The organism is Zobellella denitrificans (assembly GCF_002407485.1).
Classification (GTDB): Bacteria; Pseudomonadota; Gammaproteobacteria; order Enterobacterales; family Aeromonadaceae; genus Oceanimonas; species Oceanimonas denitrificans.
Map to the genome: position 1 here is coordinate 792,501 of NZ_CP012621.1, position 21,536 is coordinate 814,036.

Below are 21,536 nucleotides of genomic sequence, written 5' to 3' on the forward strand. Positions count from 1 at the left end.
AGACGACAAAGTCATGGGTTGCCATCGGTAGCTTATCACTTTGACGTTTTGCGTCACGCTCTTTAACAATTCGGAAAAGCTGATGAATAAAAGTAGTTCTTGATACTGCAAGTGTCTTGGAACTTCTTGGCGAAACAATGTTGTAAGCATCAGTCACTGATGCAGCGACTCCGCCGAAGTCAGTGCTGTCGGTTCCTTCGGGTCCGATACACACTTCTTGGGGTTGTATGGTTAAGTGACTAAGCGTGCACGGTGGATGCCTTGGCAGTCAGAGGCGATGAAGGACGTGCTAACCTGCGTTAAGCACGGGTGAGCTGGTAAGAAGCGCTTGAGCCCGTGATGTCCGAATGGGGAAACCCACCGCACTTGTGCGGTATCGTTGCGTGAATACATAGCGCAGCGAGGCGAACCGGGAGAACTGAAACATCTAAGTACCCCGAGGAAAAGAAATCAACCGAGATCCCCTTAGTAGCGGCGAGCGAACGGGGGCCAGCCCTTAAGCAGCATTGGCGGTAGTGGAACGGCCCTGGAAAGGCCGGCCATAGTGGGTGATAGCCCCGTACACCAAACCGCCCTTGTTGTGAAATCGAGTAGGACGGGACACGTGTTATCCTGTCTGAACATGGGGGGACCATCCTCCAAGGCTAAATACTCCTGACTGACCGATAGTGAACCAGTACCGTGAGGGAAAGGCGAAAAGAACCCCTGTGAGGGGAGTGAAATAGAACCTGAAACCGTGTACGTACAAGCAGTGGAAGCCTCCTTGTGGGGTGACTGCGTACCTTTTGTATAATGGGTCAGCGACTTACTTTTAGTAGCAAGGTTAACCGTATAGGGGAGCCGTAGGGAAACCGAGTCTTAACTGGGCGATGAGTTGCTAGGAGTAGACCCGAAACCCGGTGATCTAGCCATGGGCAGGTTGAAGGTTGAGTAACATCAACTGGAGGACCGAACCCACTAACGTTGCAAAGTTAGGGGATGACCTGTGGCTGGGGGTGAAAGGCCAATCAAACCGGGAGATAGCTGGTTCTCCCCGAAAGCTATTTAGGTAGCGCCTCGGACGAATACTACTGGGGGTAGAGCACTGTTTGGGCTAGGGGGTCATCCCGACTTACCAACCCCATGCAAACTCCGAATACCAGTAAGTACTATCCGGGAGACACACGGCGGGTGCTAACGTCCGTCGTGAAGAGGGAAACAACCCAGACCGCCGGCTAAGGTCCCCAAGTTCTGGTTAAGTGGGAAACGAGGTGGGAAGGCTCAGACAGCCAGGATGTTGGCTTAGAAGCAGCCATCATTTAAAGAAAGCGTAATAGCTCACTGGTCGAGTCGGCCTGCGCGGAAGATGTAACGGGGCTAAACCAGGCACCGAAGCCGCGGATTCAGAATTTATTCTGAGTGGTAGGGGAGCGTTCTGTAAGTCTGCGAAGGTGTGTCGTGAGGCATGCTGGAGATATCAGAAGTGCGAATGCTGACATGAGTAACGATAAAGGGGGTGAAAAACCTCCTCGCCGGAAGACCAAGGGTTCCTGTCCAACGTTAATCGGGGCAGGGTGAGTCGGCCCCTAAGGCGAGGGCGAAAGCCGTAGTCGATGGGAAACGGGTTAATATTCCCGTACTGACACACATTGCGATGGGGGGACGGAGAAGGCTAGATGGGCCAGGCGTTGGTAGTCCTGGTGAAAGGATGTAGGTGGTGCGTTTAGGCAAATCCGGACGCATAACACTGAGACCCGAGACGAAGTCACCACGGTGACGAAGTCATTGATGCCCGGCTTCCAGGAAAAGCCTCTAAGCTTCAGATGTGTGTGAACCGTACCCCAAACCGACACAGGTGGTCGGGTAGAGAATACCAAGGCGCTTGAGAGAACTCGGGTGAAGGAACTAGGCAAAATAGTACCGTAACTTCGGGAGAAGGTACGCTGGAGCGGGTGAAGTCCCTTGCGGATGGAGCCTGAGCCAGTCGCAGTGACCAGGTGGCTGGGACTGTTTATCAAAAACACAGCACTGTGCAAACTCGTAAGAGGACGTATACGGTGTGACACCTGCCCGGTGCCGGAAGGTTAATTGATGGGGTTAGCCGCAAGGTGAAGCTCTTGATCGAAGCCCCGGTAAACGGCGGCCGTAACTATAACGGTCCTAAGGTAGCGAAATTCCTTGTCGGGTAAGTTCCGACCTGCACGAATGGTGTAACCATGGCCACGCTGTCTCCACCCGAGACTCAGTGAAATTGAAATCGCCGTGAAGATGCGGTGTACCCGCGGCTAGACGGAAAGACCCCGTGAACCTTTACTATAGCTTGGCACTGAACATTGACCCTACATGTGTAGGATAGGTGGGAGGCTGAGAAGCGGTGACGCCAGTTGCCGTGGAGCCGACCTTGAAATACCACCCTTGTATGTTTGATGTTCTAACGTAGGCCCCTGATCGGGGTTGCGGACAGTGCCTGGTGGGTAGTTTGACTGGGGCGGTCTCCTCCCAAAGCGTAACGGAGGAGCACGAAGGTTGGCTAAGTACGGTCGGACATCGTACGGTTAGTGCAATGGCATAAGCCAGCTTAACTGCGAGACGGACAGGTCGAGCAGGTGCGAAAGCAGGTCATAGTGATCCGGTGGTTCTGAATGGAAGGGCCATCGCTCAACGGATAAAAGGTACTCCGGGGATAACAGGCTGATACCGCCCAAGAGTTCATATCGACGGCGGTGTTTGGCACCTCGATGTCGGCTCATCACATCCTGGGGCTGAAGTCGGTCCCAAGGGTATGGCTGTTCGCCATTTAAAGTGGTACGCGAGCTGGGTTCAGAACGTCGTGAGACAGTTCGGTCCCTATCTGCCGTGGGCGTTGGATGATTGAGGGGGGTTGCTCCTAGTACGAGAGGACCGGAGTGAACGAACCGCTGGTGTTCGGGTTGTCATGCCAATGGCACTGCCCGGTAGCTAAGTTCGGAATCGATAACCGCTGAAAGCATCTAAGCGGGAAGCGAGCCCCGAGATGAGTCATCCCTAGAGCTTCGAGCTCTCTAAAGGGCCGTCCGAGACTAGGACGTAGATAGGCAGGGTGTGGAAGCGTAGCGATACGTGCAGCTAACCTGTACTAATGACCCGTGCGGCTTAACCATACAACACCCAAGAAGTGTGAGACCTTGCGGTTTCGAGAACGAATTCATCGAAGACAGCTTTTCCGGATTGAAAGTTTATGCCTGGCGGCGATAGCGTTGTGGTCCCACCTGACCCCATGCCGAACTCAGAAGTGAAACGCACCCGCGCCGATGATAGTGTGGCAGCTGCCATGTGAAAGTAGGTCACTGCCAGGCACCCAAATTTGTAGCGTCGATGAGATTCGACCGGTCCACTGAAGAGGACCCTACAAACCGCTTTTGCGGAGCGGTAGTTCAGTTGGTTAGAATACCGGCCTGTCACGCCGGGGGTCGCGGGTTCGAGCCCCGTCCGCTCCGCCATCACTTCAAAGCCCTGACCAATAGGTCAGGGCTTTTTCGTATTGGCTGCGCCGGACGGATGGATGATGTCGACGCGCTGCGCCTTCGCTGCAAAGGCGGTGCCTTTGCCGCTCCGCCATCACTCAAAACCCCAGCAGAAATGCTGGGTTTTTTTTCGTATTGGCTGCGCCGGACGGCTGGATGATGTCGGCGCGCTGCGCCTCCGCTGCAAAGGCGGTGCCTTTGCCGCTCCGCCATCACAGACCCAAAAACCACCTTTGGGTGGCTTTTGGGTTCGGACGACAGCGATGTTTCAAGTGGGCATGAAGCGAACGTCCTGGAGCGCAGGCGGCCTGCCTACATTCCCGCAATGCGGGAACCGCCGGGCCCCGACGTCACACCCAAACCACCGGCGTTACACTCCATGCGGGCGGGCCGCCCGCGCCCCAAAAGGGCGTACAACTCCCAAACCATGGCGGCAGGCCACGTACCAGGAGTGCTCAAATTCCAAACTACCTTTAGAGCAAACTACTTTGTCATCAAGCTACACAAAAAAGCCACCCGAAGGTGGCTTTTTGTGCCTGATGGCGTTAGCGGGCGACGCAGTCCACGAAATAGCGGGTTTCACCCTGGTGCTCCTCGGCCACCAGGCCGTGGATATAGGTCTCGAAGCCGGGGAAGCGCTGGTTGAAGTCCCGGGCGAACTTGAGGTAATTCACGATGATGTCGTTGAACACCTCACCCGGGATCAGCAGCGGAATACCCGGCGGGTAGGGAGCCACCATCACCGCCGTGGTGCGACCGGTCAGTTCATCCAGCGGGACCCGCTCGATTTCCTTGTGGGCCATCCTGGCGAAGGCATCCGCCGGCTTCATGGCCGGCACCAGATCCGACAGGTACATCTCGGTGGTCAGCTTGGCCACGTCGTTTTCCTTGTAGATCTGGTGGATCTGATCGCACAGATCCTTCAATCCTACCCGCTCGTAGCGGGGATGGCTCTGCACGAATTCCGGCAGCACCTTCCACAGCGGCACGTTGTTGTCGTAGTCGTCCTTGAACTGCTGCAGCTCGGTCACCATGGTGTTCCAGCGGCCCTTGGTGATGCCGATGGTGAACATGATGAAGAAGGAGTAGAGCCCGGTTTTCTCGATGACGATACCGTGCTCGGCCAGGTACTTGGTGACCACCACCGCCGGAATGCCGGTTTCGGCAAAGTCGCCTTTCATGTTCAGGCCCGGGGTCAGTATGGTGGCCTTGATGGGGTCGAGCAGGTTGAAGCCGGGCTCGATGTCGCCGAAACCGTGCCAGCCGGCGTCGGCCTGCAGCATCCAGGCATCCCGTTCGTCCAGGCCGTCGTCGGTCAGGTCATCCGGACCCCAGACGGTGAACCACCAGTCGTCGCCGTATTCGTCATCCACCTTGCGCATGGCGCGGCGGAATTCCAGGGCTTCCGCCAGGGACTCTTCCACCAGGGCGGTACCGCCCGGCTCTTCCATCATGGCCGCCGCCACGTCGCAGGAAGCGATAATGGCGTACTGGGGGCTGGTGGAGGTATGCATCAGGTAGGCTTCGTTGAACAGATGGCGGTCGAGCTTGTTGGCCTCGCCGTCCTGCACCAGTATCTGGGAAGCCTGGGACAGGCCGGCCAGCAGCTTGTGGGTGGACTGGGTGGAGAACACCATGGAGTCCTGGCAGCGCGGCCGGCCCTCGCCGATGGCGTGATAGTCGCCGTAGAAGTCGTGGAAGGCGGCGTGGGGCAGCCAGGCTTCGTCGAAGTGCAGGGTTTCGATTTCCCCGTCGAGCAGGCTCTTGATCTCTTCCACATTGTAGAGAATGCCGTCGTAGGTGGACTGGGTGATGGTCAGCACCCGGGGCTTGGCCTTGGGGTTCCTGGCCAGGATCTCGCGGCAGAAGGGGTTGGCCTGCATCTTTTCGCGGATGCGGGCCGGCTCGAACTCGCTGCGGGGAATGGGGCCGATAATGCCGTAATGGTTGCGGGTCGGCATCAGGAACACCGGCACGGCGCCGGTCATCATGATGGCATGCAGGATCGACTTGTGGCAGTTGCGATCCACCACCACTATGTCGCCCGGGGCCACGGTGGAGTTCCACACTATCTTGTTGGAGGTGGAGGTGCCGTTGGTCACGAAGAACAGGTGGTCGGCGTTGAAGATACGGGCGGCGTTGCGCTCGCTGGCCGCCACCGGGCCGGTGTGATCCAGCAACTGGCCCAGCTCGTCCACCGCGTTGCAGACGTCGGCGCGCAGCATGTTTTCGCCGAAGAACTGGTGGAACATCTGGCCGACGGGCGACTTCAGGAAGGCCACGCCGCCGGAGTGGCCGGGGCAATGCCAGGAATAGGAGCCGTCGTGGGCATAGTGGGTCAGGGCACGGAAGAAGGGCGGAGCCAGGGAATCCAGGTAGCTCTTGGCTTCGCGGATGATGTGCCGGGCCACGAAATCGGGGGTGTCCTCGTGCATGTGGATAAAGCCGTGCAGCTCGCGCAGTATGGCGTTGGGGATATGGCGGGCGGTGCGGGTTTCGCCGTAGAGGTAGATGGGAATGTCCGGGTTGCGGTGGCGGATCTGATCCACGAAACGGCGCAGTTGCCCCAGCACTTCCTGGGCTTCTTCCTGGCCACCGTCAAACTCCTCATCGTCGATCGACAGGATGAACCCCGCGGCCCGGCTCTGCTGCTGGGCGAAGGAGGTCAGATCGCCATAGCTGGTATAGCCCACCACATCCATGCCCGCCTTCTCGATGGCGGAGGCGAGTTCACGGATGCCCGAGCCGCTGGTGTTCTCGGAGCGGAAGTCTTCATCGATGATGACGATGGGAAAATAAAAGTGCATCAGCTTTCCTTTGGTTGAGCGTCTGAAGGTGGTGGCGGCACGGCGGCTGGGCCGCTACCAATTCTAATCCCTATGCCGTCGGGTGACAAAAAATAGTTATGCATCTGTTGTGATTAAAAATTTATTTGACTCGGGGCTGTCACCAGCCGGCTGGCATTCATCGCCGGAAGCGGGCACTATGGTTCTCATACAGAACAGCTTATCCCGGACAGATGAAGGTGAGATGGCAGAATAAAGGCAAGTGGCTGATACTGGCGCTGGCCAGCCTCCTGGCAGGCTGTGCCGCCTCGCCACCGCGTAATCCCGAGAATATCTGCGCCATTTTCGAACAACACAAGGGCTGGCACAAGTCCGCCAACAAGGCACGGGAAAAGTGGGGGGCGCCGGTACACGTGACCATGGCGATGATGTACCAGGAAAGCATGTTCCGCCACGATGCCCGGCCGCCGATGCGTTATTTCCTGTTCATTCCCTATGGCCGGGCTTCCGATGCCTACGGCTATGCCCAGGCCAAGAAGGCGACCTGGGCCGACTACCAGCGGGAAAGCGGCAATCGCTGGGCCAGTCGCAGCAATTTCGACGACGCCCTCGATTTTATGGGCTGGTACATGAATAAAACCAGCACCATCAATGGGGTGTCGAAGTGGGACGCCTACGGTCAGTACCTTAACTACCATGAAGGCTGGGGCGGCTATCGGCGCGGCAGCCACCGGCGCAAGGGCTGGTTGCTGAATACCTCGCGCAAGGTCGAGGGCCGCGCCCAGCGTTATGCCGAGCAGTACTGGCAGTGCAAGGACAGCCTAAACCGCGGCTGGTTTGGCTGAGGCCGCCTGGGCCAGGTAGGCTTCCATCTCGGCCGCCGGTACCATGCCGCCGCCGGTGGCCCACACCAGGTGGTGGGCCCGGGCCAGGCGGGCCGGGGTCAATCCCAGCCGCTGGCGGTAGCCTTCGGCTTCGGTCAATACCCGCAGCGGTCCCGGCATGCCCGCCAGGGCGGAGGGTTCCAGCCTGATGCCTTCGCTGCGCGCCAGCAGCCCCAGCAGGAACAGCATTTCCTCATCCTCCAGGGTATAGAAGCCGTCCAGCATGGGAGCCATGGTGCGCCCGACGAAGCCCGAAGGACGGCCTACCGCCAGGCCGTCGGCGGCGGTCAGGTTATCGATGCCCAGATCCTGTACCGAAATATCGTCGTGCAGGCCGGTATAGACCCCCAGCAGCATGCAGGGGGAGTGGGTAGGCTCGGCAAAGATGCAGTGCACGGCATCGCCGAAGGCCAGTTTGAGGCCGAAGGCCACCCCGCCCGGACCGCCGCCCACGCCGCAGGGCAGGTACACGAACAGGGGGTGCTCCTTGTCCACTTTTATCTGCTGCTGGGCCAGTTGGGCCTTGAGCCGCTCGCCGGCCACCGCATAGCCCAGGAACAGCTGCACCGAGTTTTCGTCATCGACGAAGTGGCAGAGCGGATCCTGCTCGGCTTGTGCCCGGCCCCGGGCCACCGCCACCGAGTAGTCGCTGTCGTATTCCACCACCGTCACCCCCTGGGCCCGCAGCAGGTCTTTCTTCCACTGACGGGCGTCGGCCGACATGTGCACGCTGACCCTGAAGCCCAGTCTGGCGCCGATGATACCGATGGACAGCCCCAGGTTGCCGGTGGAGCCCACGGCGATGGCATGACGGCCGAAGAAGTCACGGAACTCCTCGCTGTGCAGCTTGGCGTAGTCGTCGTCCAGGTGCAGCAGGCCGGCCTTGAGCGCCAGCTTTTCCGCATGCTGCAATACCTCGTAGATGCCGCCGCGGGCCTTGATGGAACCGGACACGGGCAACTGGCTGTCCAGCTTCAGCAACAGGCTGCCGCCGAGCGGCTGGCCGTAGTGCTCGGCCATCGCCTGCTGCATGGCGGGAATGGGGCGCAGGGGGGATTCGATGATGCCCTGCTGTTCCCGGGTCTCGGGAAAGGCGGCGCAGAAGTAGCGGGCAAAGCGGGTCAGTCGCCGGCTGGCATCGGCCACATCACCCGCAGTCAGGCTCAGGGCCGGCAGGGCCAGCTCCACCGGCGCCCGTTCCGGGTTGAACCAGCTCACCGGCTGCAGGGCCATCAGCGGGGTGAGCAGGGGATACCGTTTGCGAAGGTCGGCGATGGCTTGTGCCGAATAGCTTGGGTGGGGATGCATATGTCATCTGATCCTGGTGGTTGGCTGGGGGCAGTATACCAGTGGCGGCCGGTATAGCTGTAGCCAGCAATACCGGCGATATCACCCTATTTCACGACTTGGCGAAGTAGGCACGGGTCAGCCGGAATACCACCGGGCTCAGCAGCGCCAGGGCGATCAGGTTGGGGATGGCCATCATGGCGTTGAGGGTGTCGGCCAGCAGCCAGATAAACTCCAGGGACTGGGTGGCCCCCACCGGCAGCGCCAGTATCCAGGCGATGCGGAAGGGCACTATGGCCTTGATGCCGAACAGGTATTGCACGCACTTCTCGCCATAGAAGCTCCAGCCGAGGATGGTGGTAAAGGCGAACACCGCCAGGGCGAGCGACACCACATACTGGCCGCCGGGAATGGCGCTGGAGAAGGCCAGGGTGGTGAGGGAGGCGCCGGCCTCGCCGCTGGTCCAACTGCCGGTGACGATGATGGCCAGGCCGGTGATGGAGCAGACGATGATGGTGTCGATAAAGGTGCCGAGCATGGCGATGAGCCCCTGACGCACCGGGCTGTCGGTCCTGGCGGCGGCATGGGCGATGGGGGCACTGCCCAGGCCGGCTTCGTTGGAGAACACGCCCCTGGCCACCCCGAAACGGATGGCGGCCCAGACGGCGGCCCCGGCAAAGCCGCCCTGGGCGGCGATGGGGGTGAAGGCGTGTTCGACGATCAGGATGAAAGCGGAGGGAATGGCACTGATGTTGAGCGCCAGCACCACCAGGCCGGCGCCGAAGTAGGACACCGTCATCAGCGGCACCAGCTTGCCCGCCACCTCGGAGATCCAGCGGATGCCGCCGATCAGCACGGCGCCGACCAGTATCATCAACACCACGCCGGTGGCCAGGGTGGACAGGCCGAAGGAGGCCCGCAGGGCGTCGGCCACCGAATTGGCCTGCACCGTATTGCCGATGCCGAAGCCGGCGATGCCGCCGAAGATGGCGAAGGCCACGCCGAGCCACGCCCACTTTGGTCCCAGCCCGTTCTTGATGTAGTACATGGGACCACCCACGTGGTTGCCCAGCTTGTCGGTTTCCCGGAAGTTCACGGCGCAGACCGCCTCGGAATACTTGGTGGCCATGCCCACCAGGGCGGTCATCCACATCCAGAACAGGGCGCCGGGTCCGCCGAAGAAGATGGCGGTGGCCACACCGGCGATGTTCCCCGTGCCTATGGTGGCGGACAGGGCCGTCATCAGGGCATTGAAGGGAGAGATCTCGCCACTGCCTTTCTCTACCTTGGTGAACAGCAGGCGGAAGCCGGTGCCGAGCCGGCGGATGGGCATAAAGCCGAGTCCGAACTGCAGGTACAGGCCTATGCCCAGTATGCCCACCAGCATGGGCACCCCCCAGACCAGGGTATTGATATCGGAGAGTAGCTCTGTGAGAAGTTCCATCTGCATCTTCCTTGAATAAAGGTGACTGAATAGAAAGGCTTTTCCTCTATAGCCTAGTTCCAATCGGGAGGCTTTAACAATCCGTTGCCGGCGGAGGCAGCAACTGTTGCACCACCTGGCGCAGTTGTTGGATGGCGTCCTTCTGTCCCTTGAGCCCCAGGCGCCTGGCCACCTCGGCCGGGTTGGCGCCGGGAGCCAGCAGGGCTTCCAGCAGGGCGAGCTGGTGTGCTGGCAGCGTGGCGGGGAGGGGAGTGCGGCGCAAAAAGCGGACCAGGGCAGGCTGATCCGCGGGCAGATCCCGGTGGGCAAAGGCAAAATCCCGTACCCGCGGCTCGTCCTGGCCGGGGCTGACCGCTGGAAGAGGCAGGTCCAGCTCCCGCCAGCAGGCGTCCGGCAGCGCCCGCAGCAACCCCTGGCGATGATGGCGCAGATCGGCACCGAACTGGCCCAGCCAGGCCGGCAACAGCGCTCGGGCCGCCGGACTTTGCGGCCACAGCATCATGGCGGCGTGCAGGCCGCTGACCGCGTCGACGCCGAGGCCGATGCGCACCGGCTGGAAGCCGTTGCGCCGCCAGAAGCGCAGCAGCTCCGGGCTGGCGCCGAAACTGGTGCCGAGGAAATCGGCCCCGCCCTGCCGCTTGAGCCAGTCGAGCAGGCGGGAGCCGATGCCCTGCTGCTGGCAGCGGGGGTGTACCACTATGCGCATGATGCGCCGGTAACTGAGGCGGCAGGCCTCCCGGAAGCCGCCGTGGAAGGCCAGGGACTGGGGCAGCAGATGGCCGCGGGGGCGGCGGCGTCCTTCCCAGATGGCCTGGCCGAGGGCCGGATCCAGCTCGCCCTCCCGCACCAGCAGGGCCGCGGCCACCGGTATGCCGCCCAGACGGGCAAGTACCAGCTCCAGCCCGGGCGCGTCCAGCAGCTGACGCAGATCGCTGGGGCGGGTCTGGTAGTGGGCCAGGGTCAGCAGGCCGAACAGCTGGCGCAGCAGGGATTCATCCTCGATCAGCTGCCGCGGTTCGAGCCGATGGATGCGCAGCTCGCCGCCCGCCGGCGGCGTCACCGGATCCGCATCCAGCGCCAGCAGCCGGAACACCAGCGGCTCCAGCGGGTCCCTTGGGCTCCAGCGGGCGGGCTCGCTCAGGTGATATTTCCGCCAGCCCGGGGACAGACGGGCCAACGCAGGCTGGAACTTGAGCTGGAAGCCGAGGCCGGTGCCCTCGTAGCCGTGCTCGGTGCTGGCGAAGAGGCAGCAGTAGCGCCGGGCCAGGGTCAGCAGCATGGCGGAAGGAATGGCGGCGGCCTCGTCGACCAGCAACAGATCCGCCTCGGGTCGGCGGGCCAGCAAGGCGTCCGGTGCCATAAAGGGCAGGCGCTGGCCGCTGTGCTCCAGTGCCCGGGCGGCGGCGGCCGGGCTGGGGGCGGTGAGCAGCACCCGGTAACCGGCGTCCAGCAGGCGGGCGGCGGCCAGCCCCAGCAGGCTGGACTTGCCCCGCCCCCGATCGGCGGTCAGCACCAGGGGCTGGCGGCGGCGGGCGGCGTGCAGCATGCAGGCCAGGGCCTGGCGCTGTTCGCGGTTCAGGCAACCGTGGCGGTCGCGCCGGCGCTGCCAGGGGGTATCGGGCAGGGCGGGCAGGGCGGGAGCCGGCTGCCCTTGCCGCCACAGCCAGACCTGCTCATCCTGCTGCAGCAGGGCGGCAAAGCGGCGGATAAAGCGGCTTTCCAGCCCGTCGGCCTGCTCGGGCAGGGCCACGTAACGGGCCAGATCGGGATCCGGATAGGACGGCCAGTCGGCCAGGGGCGGACACAGCAGCAGCACCAGGCCGCCGGCGGCGACCGTGCCCAGCAGGGCGCCGAAGGCATCCGGGTGCAGGCCGCCGTAGGCGTTGTACACCAGGCAGGGATATTCCCGCCCCAGGTAACGCAGGATGCGGGCGGGATCCCGGGCCTCATGGCCGGCGGGGGCCGGCCCCAGCCAGAGGCTGTCTTCCGGGCACAGCTCGGCGGCCCGGGCCATGGCCCAGGTTTCGCTGCCGCTCAGCACCAGCAGCCGGCGCTCGCCGATCCGTCGCAGGTGCCGGCGCCAGTCTTCCCACTCAGTCAAACAGCCGCTCGCCGTTTTCGTCGATCACCCGCCGGGCCTTGGCCACCATCAGTTCGGCGGCCTGCTCGGCGGTGGGCAGCAGATCCGAGCGGATCAGCAGGTATTCCCGCCGGTTACCGTCCTGCTCCTGTACGATGCGGCCCTGCAGCCGGTACTGGCCGCCTTCGGCCCTGGGCTCGGGATAGATGTCGAATCCCCGATAGGACTGGGGTTCAAAGCGAGGGCCATCGTCGGTCGTGGCCTTGCCGGCCAGTTTCTTCAACCAGTTGAACATGGTGCCTACCTTTATTCTCGCCGATAAAAAAGGCGCCTGACGGCGCCTTGCAACAGAAACGGGGGATTACTTCTTGACCCGCAGCACCACGTCCTGGGCCAGGGTGACGGCGCCGCTCTGCTTGCTGAGTTCCTTCACCTCGTCCATGTTGGAGATAACGACCGGGGTCAGGGTGGACTTGGCCTTGGCTTCCAGCAGGGCCAGATCGAATTCGATCACGGTGTCGCCCTTCTTCACCTGCTGGCCTTCCTGGGCAATACGGGTAAAACCTTCGCCCTTGAGCTCGACGGTATCGATGCCGAAGTGCACGAACAGCTCCAGTCCGGAATCGGATTCGATGGAGAAAGCGTGGTTGGTTTCAAAGATCTTACCAATAGTGCCGTCGCAGGGGGCGACCATCTTGTTGCCGCTGGGCTTGATGGCGATGCCGTCGCCGACGATCTTTTCTGCGAACACCACGTCCGGCACGTCCTCGATGGCGACGATTTCGCCGGACAGGGGGGCGAAGATCTCGATGCCGCTGGTGTCGCTGCTGTCGTCAGATACCATTCTTTTCAGTTTATCGAACAGACCCATAGTCATAAGCTCCTGGAGTTATTTAACGCGTAATAATAACAGACGGACTTTCTCAAAACAAAGAGGCAAAGCCCGTCGAAAGCCGCCTGGCCGGCACAAGGCTTCCACTAGTGTAGCAAGGGCAGGGATGGTGCTCATGATAGCCGGTTCAGGGGAATGGCACCTGCGCCCGGTCAAAGGAGGGGGAGGTTTTGTCGTTATTACACGATCATCGGGATTAAAAAAGGCGCCGTTCGGCGCCTTTTTGAGTTACTGTTGCAGTTCCTGCTCGGTAAAGATGCCCTGGAACAGGGCGCTGCTCAGGTAACGCTCGCCGGAGCTCGGCAGTACCACCACTATGTTCTTGTCGGCGAACTCGGGCAGGGCGGCGATGCGGTTGGCGGCCACCACGGCGGCGCCGGAGCTGATGCCGGCCAGGATGCCTTCGTCCTTCATCAGGCGACGGGCCATCTCGATGGCGTCTTCACTGCTGACGCGCTCGACCCGATCCAGCAGGGACAGGTCCAGGTTGCCCGGGATAAAGCCGGCGCCGATGCCCTGGATCTTGTGGGGGCCGGGTTTGATTTCGTCACCGGCCAGGGCCTGGGTGATTACAGGGGACTCGACCGGCTCTACGGCAACGGAGGTGATGGCCTTGCCCTTGGTGTGCTTGATGTAGCGGGACACCCCGGTGATGGTGCCACCGGTACCCACGCCGGCCACGAAGACGTCGATTTCGCCGTCCGTGTCTTCCCAGATCTCGGGACCCGTGGTCTTTTCGTGGATCTCCGGGTTGGCCGGGTTGTTGAACTGTTGCAGCAGCACGTATTTTTCAGGAGCTGACTCTTTCAGCTCCAGTGCCTTTTCGATGGCACCCTTCATGCCCTTGGCGCCTTCGGTCAGCACCAGGTTGGCACCCAGCGCCTTGAGCAGCTGGCGACGCTCCAGGCTCATGGTGTTGGGCATGGTCAGGGTGATCGGGTAGCCGCGAGACGCCGCCACAAAGGCCAGGGCAATACCGGTGTTGCCGCTGGTGGGCTCGATCAGCTCCTTGCCCGGGACCAGTTCACCGCGTTTTTCCGCGTCCCAGATCATGTTGGCGCCGATACGGCACTTGACGCTGAAGCTGGGGTTGCGGCTCTCTACCTTGGCAAAAACCTTGCCCTGGCTTACCCGGTTCAGTTTGACCAGAGGAGTACGACCAATGGTCAGTGAGTTGTCTTCGAAAATCTTGCTCATCGTGGCTATCCCTAAGGTTCAGTGTCACCAAAAATCGTTACACCGTCAGCTTAACCCTTCCTGCCGGAATGAGAAGTGACGATTTGTTATAACAATATGTTATTAAATGATAAAATGATATTCCTTTATCCCGGGGCTTATCAGGCTCCGGACGCTGGTGCTTTGGCTGCAACTCTGCTATCAAGGCAGTGCCGGCGTGAACGACCCCGGCGCTGGTCCGGGTCCCCTGTAGCAGGGCCCAATAGATAGTAGATTCTGGATGCGGGTTAGGAAAGCGAGATGAAAAGGTGCCGAACAGCAACCTGGCTGTGGCTGTTACTCTGTCTGAGCCTGGGGGCCACGGCCTCGTCCTGGCGGGATGAGCCCGAGGCCCGGTTGCAACTGCACCGGCTGGGGCTGGAACTGGCCCTGGCGGACGTGCACCCGGAGCTGACCCTGTGGTGGCGGCAGGCGGTGTCGACTGCCTCTGATGAGGCCGATGACCGGCTGCTGCTGGGGCTGAGTGCTTTCTGGCGGCAGTGGTCCGGCCTGTCTTTCGTCGATCGCCAGCATCTGCGTATCCCCCAATCCGGCCTGATGCCCAGTGCGGAGGACGACGCGGCACTGCGGCAGGCGGCCCAAAACGGCAGCCGCCATCAACTGGTGCAACGTCTGGTGCCCGGTTATGGGGATCATGATCAGTTGCAGCGGCAACTGGCGCGGTTGCTGGCCCTGGCCGAGCAACCCTGGCCCAGTCTCAAAACGGCCACGCTCCGGCCCGGCGAGCGGGCGGCCGTGGTGCCCCGGCTGCGGGAACGGTTGCAACTGCTGGGGGACCTGCCCGCGAGCGCAATGGATGGCGATGACTATTACGACAGTGCCCTCGAGCAGGGCGTACGACACTTTCAGCAACGTCACGGCCTGCAGGTGGATGGGGTCATCGGGCCCCATACCTATTCCTGGCTGGATGTGTCCCCCCTGGCCCGGGCCCAGCTGTTGATGCGCAGCATGCTGCGCACCCTGATCGGCGATACCCTGCCCCCGGCCTACCTGCTGGTGAATATTCCCGAGTACCGGCTGCGTCTCTATCAGGATCAGGCCATGGTGCTGGAAAGCGACGTGATCGTGGGCAAGGACAGCCGCAAGACCCCGATCATGGCCAGCGAGATCACCAATGTGGTGGTCAATCCTCCCTGGCATGTGCCGCGTTCCATCCTCACCAAGGACATACTGCCCCGGCTGTACCAGGATCCCGGCTATATCGAGCGCGAGGAATTCGAGGTGCTGGACGCCGGCGAGCGGCTGGTGCCCCGGGAGGAATGGCAGGCGGTGCTCTACGAAGACGGGGTTTTCCCCTATCGGCTGCGGCAGCGACCCGGCAGCCGCAATGCCCTGGGGGCCTACAAGTTCCATCTGCCCAACAACGAGGCCATCTACCTGCACGATACGCCCTCCCGCGGGCTGTTCAGCCGGGACAGCCGGGCGCTGAGCTCGGGCTGTGTGCGGGTGGAGGAGGCCGAGCAACTGGCACTCTGGCTGCTCAGCGAGCAGTGGAGCCCGTCCCGGCTGGCGGATCTGAAGGCCAACCGGCACACCCGCTGGCTCCGGGTCAACAAGCCGTTGCCGGTGTTCATGGTGTACTGGCCCGGCTGGCTGGGACAGGACGGCCTGCCCCGTTTTCGTGATGACATCTACCAGTTCGACCACCGCCTCCGTGCGCCCTTTGAGGCGGGTCAGCTCGATCTGGGGCTGCTTGGCATAGAACAGGGACGGTTGTCACAACTTTCCCGTCTGGCGCACACATTGTAACCAAAGACGGTTGATGTTTTGTCCGGCCCTGGGATAAGGTCCTTGCGGTTTGCTACGACATCGGCTGTCCGAGAGGCGCCCCGTCCATGAAATCGGGCCCTTCCGGCGGGTTTCTCCTCGGCGCACCGATGCTCTCCTGAACGAAACGCGAGGGGTTGTCATGCGGGAATGCGGTACGGAACGTCGTCGTTTTTTACTCGGGCTGGGGGCGCTGGGCGCTGCCGCCCTGTTGCCCTTGCCGGCAGGGGCCAGCCTGTCGGCGCCGGTACGCCGATTGAGCCTGTATAACCTGCACTCGGGGGAGAAGGTGACCGCCACTTTCTGGGAGCAGGGCCGCTACCTCGACGAGGGGCTCGGCTCCTTCAGCCGCCTGATGCGCGACCTGCGCCGTGATGAAGCCTTTCCCATCGATCCCAGATTGTTCGACCAGCTGTTTCTGCTGCAGCAACGGCTGGGCCGGCAAGGGGAAATCCAGGTCATCTCCGGCTACCGCTCCCCCCGGACCAATGCCCTGCTGCACAGGCAGGGCAAGGGCGTGGCCAAGAAAAGCTACCATATGCTGGGACAGGCCATCGACTTGCGCCTGCCCGGGGTGCCCCTGGCCGAGCTCAACCGGGCCGCCCGCCAACTGGGAGCGGGCGGCGTGGGCTACTACCCCGGGTCGGATTTCGTTCATCTGGACACCGGGCCGGTACGCAGCTGGGGATAGTGCTCCACCCAGAGGGCGGTGGCACCGCACACCGCCACCGGCATGATCAGCAGGTTGACCAGCGGCAGGCTGGCACAGAGGCTGACGCTGGCGCCGAAGCTCCAGGTCAGCCGTCGTTTCTCTGCCAGCGCCCGGCGCATCCGGTCGAAATCGACCTTGTGGTTGTCGAACGGATAGTCGCAGTACTGGATGGCCATCATCCAGGCGCTGAAGGCAAACCAGAGCAAGGGGGCCAGGGTCTGGCCGAAGGCCGGCACCAGAAACAGCAGCAGGCAGCCGAGGGCCCTGGGCACATAGTAGGCCAGTTTGCGCCATTCCCGCCCCAGCATGCGGGGCGTATCCCTGAGCAGGGCGAGCCAGCCCTCGTCGCTGCTGGTGCCGGTCAGCTTCTGTTCCACCCGTTCGGCCAGCAGGCCGTTGAAGGGGGCGGCCAGCATGTTGGCCACGCTGGTGAAGAGCAGCGAGAACACCAATACTATGGTCACCACCGCCAGGGGCCAGAGCAGGTAGCTCAGCCAGTGCAGATAGTCGGGCAGCCATTGTTCGAACCAGGCAAACAGCTGCCCGAGCTGCAGGAACAGGAAATAGAAGGCCCCGCCGAACAACAGCAGGTTGACCGCCAGGGGAATGAGCACAAAACTCCGCAGGTCTGGCTCCCACATCAGTGCCCATCCCCTGAGCAGATACTGAGGGCCGCTGGCCAGATGGTAAGAGGCGGACATGGCAACTCCCGGATTCAGAAAGTCCTCCATTCTAAAGAGCACCACCCCGGGTGCCAAGCCCGGAGCCTGCGGCCAGCGCGAAGCAGGCTGTCGTGCCGCGACGGACGTTTTTTGAACGCCGCGCCTGGGCATGGGGTGGCAACGACGGCCATTTTCGCGTTCAACGGCGAATAACGGCGTGAAAAACGAGTATTTTATCCGATGCCGGCGGAGATGACTCTTGTCAAAGGCGCATGGTAAACATACCCTTGTCGGTACCTTTGGCAATATCCCGGCTCGAGCAGCAGGCTCCCGGCTTGCGTCGGCACTACGGCTGATACATAAGCAAAAATTTTAGAGAAACGATAATGCAGGATTTGCGAATTATCTTGATCATCCTGGGTGCGGTCGCCATCGCCGCCTTGCTGATCCACGGCCTGTGGACCAGCCAGAAAGGACGCCAGAAACCGATGCGTGAAAAGCCGATCGGCAAGATGGCGAGCGAGCCGGCGGATGGCGAGGATTTTGACCGCGACGGTATCGGCAAGGTGCGCGTGGTCGCCACCCGCAAGGCCGAGCCCGCCCGCCGCAAGGATGAGGACGAGGATGACTGGCAGCTGTCGCCGCGTTTCTCTGCCATCAACGACGACGATGAGGAAGACGAGCCCAGCCTGGGATTGTCTCCGGCCTCGGCGGCCGCCACGGCGACCAGGCCCAAACCGGCGCCGGCCCGCCCTGCGGCACAACCTGGACTCCGCCCCGCGGGCGACCAGGCCGAGCAGCGGCAGCGTGAGCGCCAGTATCAGGACGGGGAAATCGATCCCCTGTTCGACGAGCCGCCGGCACCGGCCCCGATGGGCGAGCCCGTGGTTGTTGCGCCCCAGCCGAAAGCCGAACCCGTGGCCGAACCCGAACCACAGCCGGCGTTCACGCCCGAGCCCGAGCCCCTGGCCGAACCCGAGCCGGCTCCGGTGCTGCGCGAGGTGCCCAAGACCTGGCAGGATGTCTATGTGATCAACCTGATGGCCCGACCCAACCAGAAACTGGAAGGCCACGCCCTGATGCGGGCCCTGACCGATTCCGGTTTCTGCTTCGGCGACATGGACATTTTCCACCGTCACCAGACCCCGACCGGCCAGGGCGAGGTGCTGTTCAGCCTGATCAACATGGTCAAGCCGGGCACCTTCAATCCCAACGCCATGGCCGGCTTCAGCACGCCCGGGGTGTCGATCTTCATGCAGTTGCCCAAACCCGGCATGGCCAAGAACCATTTCAACCTGATGGTGCAGACCGCCGAAAACCTGGCCGAGGATTTGGATGCCCTGCTGTTCGACGCCGAGCGCTCGCCCCTGAGTCCGGACTACCTGGCCCACTGCCGCGAGCAGTTGCGGGACTACGACAGCCAGGCCCGCTAACCCCCATTCTGTTGTCAAAGTGCGGCCGGGTGCCGCACTTTTTGTTTGAGCGAAGATCCCATGAGCGACGTCAAAGCCCGAATCCTTGCCCTGCGCGAGCAACTCGATAGCTACAACTACCAGTATTACGTGGAAGACGCGCCCAGCGTGCCCGACGCCGAGTACGACCGGCTGATGCGGGAGCTGGTGGCGCTGGAGCAGGCCCACCCCGAGCTGCTGGACCCGGACTCTCCCAGCCAGAAGGTGGGCGGGGCACCGGTGTCCGCCTTTCCCGAGGTGCAGCATGCCCTGCCCATGCTGTCCCTCGACAACGTGTTCAGCGACGAGGAGCTGGCCGCTTTCGAAAAGCGGGTGATGGACCGGCTGGACCGGGCCGAGCCGCTCGATTTCTGCTGCGAGCCCAAGCTCGATGGCCTGGCGGTCAGCCTGGTGTACGAGCAGGGCCGCCTGGTGCAGGCGGCCACCCGGGGCGATGGCAGCACCGGCGAGGGCATCACCGAGAACGTGCGCACCATTCGTGCCGTGCCGCTGAAGCTGAAAGGGGAGGGCTGGCCGGCCCGGCTCGAGGTGCGCGGCGAGGTGTACATGCCCCGGGCCGGTTTTGAGAAAATGAACGAAGATGCCCGGGCCGAGGGCGGCAAGGTGTTCGCCAACCCGCGCAATGCCGCCGCCGGCAGCCTGCGCCAGCTCGACTCCCGCGTCACCGCCCGGCGACCGCTGGCGTTCTATTGCTACGGGGTCGGCCTGGTGGAGGGCGACGCCCTGGCCGAGCGCCACTTCGACATCCTGCAACAGTTGAAGGGCTGGGGACTGCCGGTGTGTCCCGAGATCAAGCGGGTGCAGGGCCGGGCCGGCTGTCAGGCCTACCATGACGATATCCTGGCGCGACGCGACCGGTTGCCCTACGAGATCGACGGCGTGGTCTACAAGGTGGACGAGCTGGCCCTGCAGCAGCAATTGGGCTTCGTGGCCCGGGCGCCGCGCTGGGCCACCGCCCACAAGTTTCCGGCCCAGGAAGAGCTGACCCGGCTGCTGAAGGTGGAGTTCCAGGTGGGGCGCACCGGGGCCATCACCCCGGTGGCCAAGCTGGAGCCGGTGCCGGTGGCCGGGGTGACGGTGTCCAACGCCACCCTGCACAATGCCGACGAAATCGCCCGGCTGGGGGTCATGGTGGGCGACACCGTGATCGTGCGCCGGGCGGGGGATGTCATTCCCCAGGTGGTGGGCGTGGTGCTGGAGCGGCGTCCGGCAGACGCCCAGCCCATCGTGTTCCCCGATCATTGCCCGGTCTGTGACGCCGAGATAGAACGGATCGAGGGCGAGGCGGTGGCCCGCTGTACCGGCGGCCTGTTCTGCGCCGCCCAGCGCAAGGAAGCCATCCGCCACTTCGCCTCCCGCAAGGCCCTGGACATCGAGGGCCTGGGCACCAAGCTGGTGGAACAACTGGTGGATCAGGAGCAGGTGAAGACGCCGGCGGATCTGTTCCACCTGAGCCAGGAGACCCTGGCCGGACTGGAGCGGATGGGCGAGAAGTCCGCCGCCAAGCTGCTGGCCGCCCTGGACAAGGCGCGTACCACCACGCTGCCGCGCTTTCTCTATGCCTTGGGGATCCGCGAAGTGGGGGAGGCCACGGCGCTCAACCTGGCCCGCCACTTCCTGACCCTGGAGGCGGTGATGCAGGCCGAGGTAGAGACCCTGCTGGCGGTGCCGGACGTGGGCGAGGTGGTGGCCAAGCATATCTACTACTTCTTCCGCCAACCCCATAACCAGGAGGTGGTGCGGGCGCTGGTGAGCCCGCGGGAGCAGGGCGGTTGCGGTCTGCACTGGCCGGCGATCGAGGCCGTGCCGGTCGCCGCCCAGCCGCTGGCGGGGCAGACCTTCGTGCTTACCGGCACCCTGAACCGGTTGTCGCGCAACGACGCCAAGGCGGCGCTCCAGGCCCTGGGCGCCAAGGTGGCCGGCTCGGTCTCGGCCAAGACCAGCCAGGTGGTGGCGGGCGAGGCCGCCGGCTCCAAGCTGGTCAAGGCCCAGGAACTGGGCGTGCCGGTGATGGATGAGGACGGGCTGCTGGCGCTGCTGGCCGGACACGGCTGGCAGCCCTGACGGAGAGGGGCTGCCAGCCCCTTTGGTTACCTCAGGGGGTGGTGACGGCGGTAAAGTCCTGGCCCATGCGGCGGAAGGCGTTCAGAGTCAGGCCCTTGTCCCGGATTTCCAGGTAGTGCAGCCTGCCGTCGGCACTGATCACCAGGGTCATGTCCTGGCCGGCGCGCAGGTTGCTGAGCGGCTTGTAGGACGGCTCGGCCCGCACCAGGGCGATCAGATCCTGGCCCGGCAGCTGCCACTGGCGGAACAGGGCAGCCAGGGTATCCCCCTGGCCCAGGGTATGGTCGATGCGCCGGCCGCCCTCGGGCACCGGTATTTCCCGGGTCAGGGAAGGCTCCAGAGCAATAGTGAGGCTGCCGGTAACGGGCCCCTGCGGGGCCGGCGGCGCCGGTTGCCAGGCCAGCAACAACAGCCACAGCGGCACCAGCACCATCAGGCCGGTGCGGTGTGTCCTGGGCAGCTGGCGCAGTGCCGACAAGGCCCTGCCCACCCCTTGCCGGGCAGGCAGGGTCAACTGGTTCAATTTGGTGCCGAAGGACTCCGGCGTATTACGTTTGGTGACTGGTCTTCGTCTGGTCATGTATAGGCCCTCGCGGGCACAAGTGTATCCGTGGGCCGGTCGCCCGACAAGCGGCGGATAAGGCCCTTTTTCCGCCATGTCCGCTTTTGTCCCGCCCGTCTCCGGCCGCCATCCCGGCCCGCTTCGACAAAGCGTTTAACCCGCCCCGGCCGGGTGCTAAAATGGTCGCCACTTCTAACGTTTCAGGC

At 63.0% G+C, this 21,536-nt stretch carries 14 protein-coding genes, 1 tRNA gene and 2 rRNA genes; 8 read left to right on the forward strand and 9 right to left on the reverse strand.

The features are described 5' to 3' along the window. Positions 1 to 229 precede the first annotated feature (229 nt). From AN401_RS03785 to AN401_RS03795, 3 genes are all read left to right on the forward strand, one after another. Positions 230 to 3,119, forward strand: a 23S ribosomal RNA gene (locus AN401_RS03785). An 80-nt stretch (positions 3,120 to 3,199) separates the two neighbouring features. Further along, positions 3,200 to 3,314: ribosomal RNA gene (rrf, locus tag AN401_RS03790) — 5S ribosomal RNA — on the forward strand. A 67-nt stretch (positions 3,315 to 3,381) separates the two neighbouring features. After that, a tRNA-Asp gene (locus AN401_RS03795) sits at positions 3,382 to 3,458 on the forward strand. A gap of 569 nt (positions 3,459 to 4,027) precedes the next feature. Here the strand turns inward: AN401_RS03795 and AN401_RS03800 are convergent. Next, positions 4,028 to 6,289, reverse strand: coding sequence for an arginine/lysine/ornithine decarboxylase (locus AN401_RS03800; RefSeq protein ID WP_094041249.1), 2,262 nt, complete (start codon positions 6,287 to 6,289; stop codon positions 4,028 to 4,030). A gap of 212 nt (positions 6,290 to 6,501) precedes the next feature. On the opposite strand from AN401_RS03800, the gene AN401_RS03805 reads away from it, so the two are divergent. Continuing rightward, positions 6,502 to 7,113 (forward strand): transglycosylase SLT domain-containing protein, encoded by a 612-nt coding sequence (locus AN401_RS03805; RefSeq protein ID WP_094041248.1) that lies wholly within the window; start codon positions 6,502 to 6,504, stop codon positions 7,111 to 7,113. Here the strand turns inward: AN401_RS03805 and dsdA are convergent. The 6 genes from dsdA to cysK form a co-directional block, all read right to left on the reverse strand. Further along, positions 7,090 to 8,460 (reverse strand): D-serine ammonia-lyase, encoded by a 1,371-nt coding sequence (gene dsdA, locus AN401_RS03810; RefSeq protein ID WP_096778577.1) that lies wholly within the window; start codon positions 8,458 to 8,460, stop codon positions 7,090 to 7,092. The genes AN401_RS03805 and dsdA overlap by 24 nt on opposite strands. Before the next feature lie 91 nt (positions 8,461 to 8,551). Continuing rightward, complete coding sequence (locus tag AN401_RS03815; protein ID WP_094041244.1) at positions 8,552 to 9,883, reverse strand: alanine/glycine:cation symporter family protein; 1,332 nt, start codon at positions 9,881 to 9,883, stop codon at positions 8,552 to 8,554. A gap of 73 nt (positions 9,884 to 9,956) precedes the next feature. Then, positions 9,957 to 11,984 carry a tRNA(Met) cytidine acetyltransferase TmcA gene (locus AN401_RS03820; protein WP_096778578.1) on the reverse strand — a complete coding sequence of 676 codons (2,028 nt, stop codon included), beginning with the start codon at positions 11,982 to 11,984 and terminating at the stop codon, positions 9,957 to 9,959. Continuing rightward, the gene (locus tag AN401_RS03825) at positions 11,977 to 12,258 is read right to left on the reverse strand and encodes an HlyU family transcriptional regulator (RefSeq protein ID WP_094039971.1); all 282 of its coding nucleotides are present in this window, start codon (positions 12,256 to 12,258) and stop codon (positions 11,977 to 11,979) included. The genes AN401_RS03820 and AN401_RS03825 overlap by 8 nt, the downstream gene beginning before the upstream one ends. A 66-nt stretch (positions 12,259 to 12,324) precedes the next feature. Further along, positions 12,325 to 12,834 (reverse strand): PTS glucose transporter subunit IIA, encoded by a 510-nt coding sequence (crr, locus tag AN401_RS03830; RefSeq protein ID WP_094039970.1) that lies wholly within the window; start codon positions 12,832 to 12,834, stop codon positions 12,325 to 12,327. Between the two features lie 249 nt (positions 12,835 to 13,083). Further along, a complete protein-coding gene (gene cysK, locus AN401_RS03835) occupies positions 13,084 to 14,052 on the reverse strand; it encodes a cysteine synthase A (RefSeq protein WP_094039969.1) in 969 nt (322 codons plus the stop codon). 279 nt (positions 14,053 to 14,331) lie between these two features. On the opposite strand from cysK, the gene AN401_RS03840 reads away from it, so the two are divergent. Together AN401_RS03840 and AN401_RS03845 are read left to right on the forward strand one after the other, a co-directional pair. Next, positions 14,332 to 15,840, forward strand: coding sequence for a L,D-transpeptidase family protein (locus AN401_RS03840; RefSeq protein WP_096778579.1), 1,509 nt, complete (start codon positions 14,332 to 14,334; stop codon positions 15,838 to 15,840). 160 nt (positions 15,841 to 16,000) lie between these two features. After that, positions 16,001 to 16,549 carry a DUF882 domain-containing protein gene (locus AN401_RS03845; RefSeq protein WP_094039967.1) on the forward strand — a complete coding sequence of 183 codons (549 nt, stop codon included), beginning with the start codon at positions 16,001 to 16,003 and terminating at the stop codon, positions 16,547 to 16,549. On the opposite strand, the gene cysZ is transcribed toward AN401_RS03845, so the two are convergent. Continuing rightward, on the reverse strand, positions 16,513 to 17,271 hold the full coding sequence (gene cysZ / locus AN401_RS03850; RefSeq protein WP_096778580.1) for a sulfate transporter CysZ: 759 nt from the start codon (positions 17,269 to 17,271) through the stop codon (positions 16,513 to 16,515). The two genes, AN401_RS03845 and cysZ, sit on opposite strands and share 37 nt — an antisense overlap. Before the next feature lie 347 nt (positions 17,272 to 17,618). Between cysZ and zipA the strand changes: the two genes are divergently transcribed. Both zipA and ligA read left to right on the forward strand, forming a co-directional pair. Next, a complete protein-coding gene (zipA, locus tag AN401_RS03855; protein ID WP_096778581.1) occupies positions 17,619 to 18,665 on the forward strand; it encodes a cell division protein ZipA in 1,047 nt (348 codons plus the stop codon). A gap of 60 nt (positions 18,666 to 18,725) precedes the next feature. Next, positions 18,726 to 20,768, forward strand: coding sequence for an NAD-dependent DNA ligase LigA (ligA, locus tag AN401_RS03860; protein WP_096778582.1), 2,043 nt, complete (start codon positions 18,726 to 18,728; stop codon positions 20,766 to 20,768). A 31-nt stretch (positions 20,769 to 20,799) separates the two neighbouring features. On the opposite strand, the gene AN401_RS03865 is transcribed toward ligA, so the two are convergent. Further along, complete coding sequence (locus AN401_RS03865; protein WP_094041172.1) at positions 20,800 to 21,348, reverse strand: LysM-like peptidoglycan-binding domain-containing protein; 549 nt, start codon at positions 21,346 to 21,348, stop codon at positions 20,800 to 20,802. Between the last annotated feature and the right edge of the window lie 188 nt (positions 21,349 to 21,536).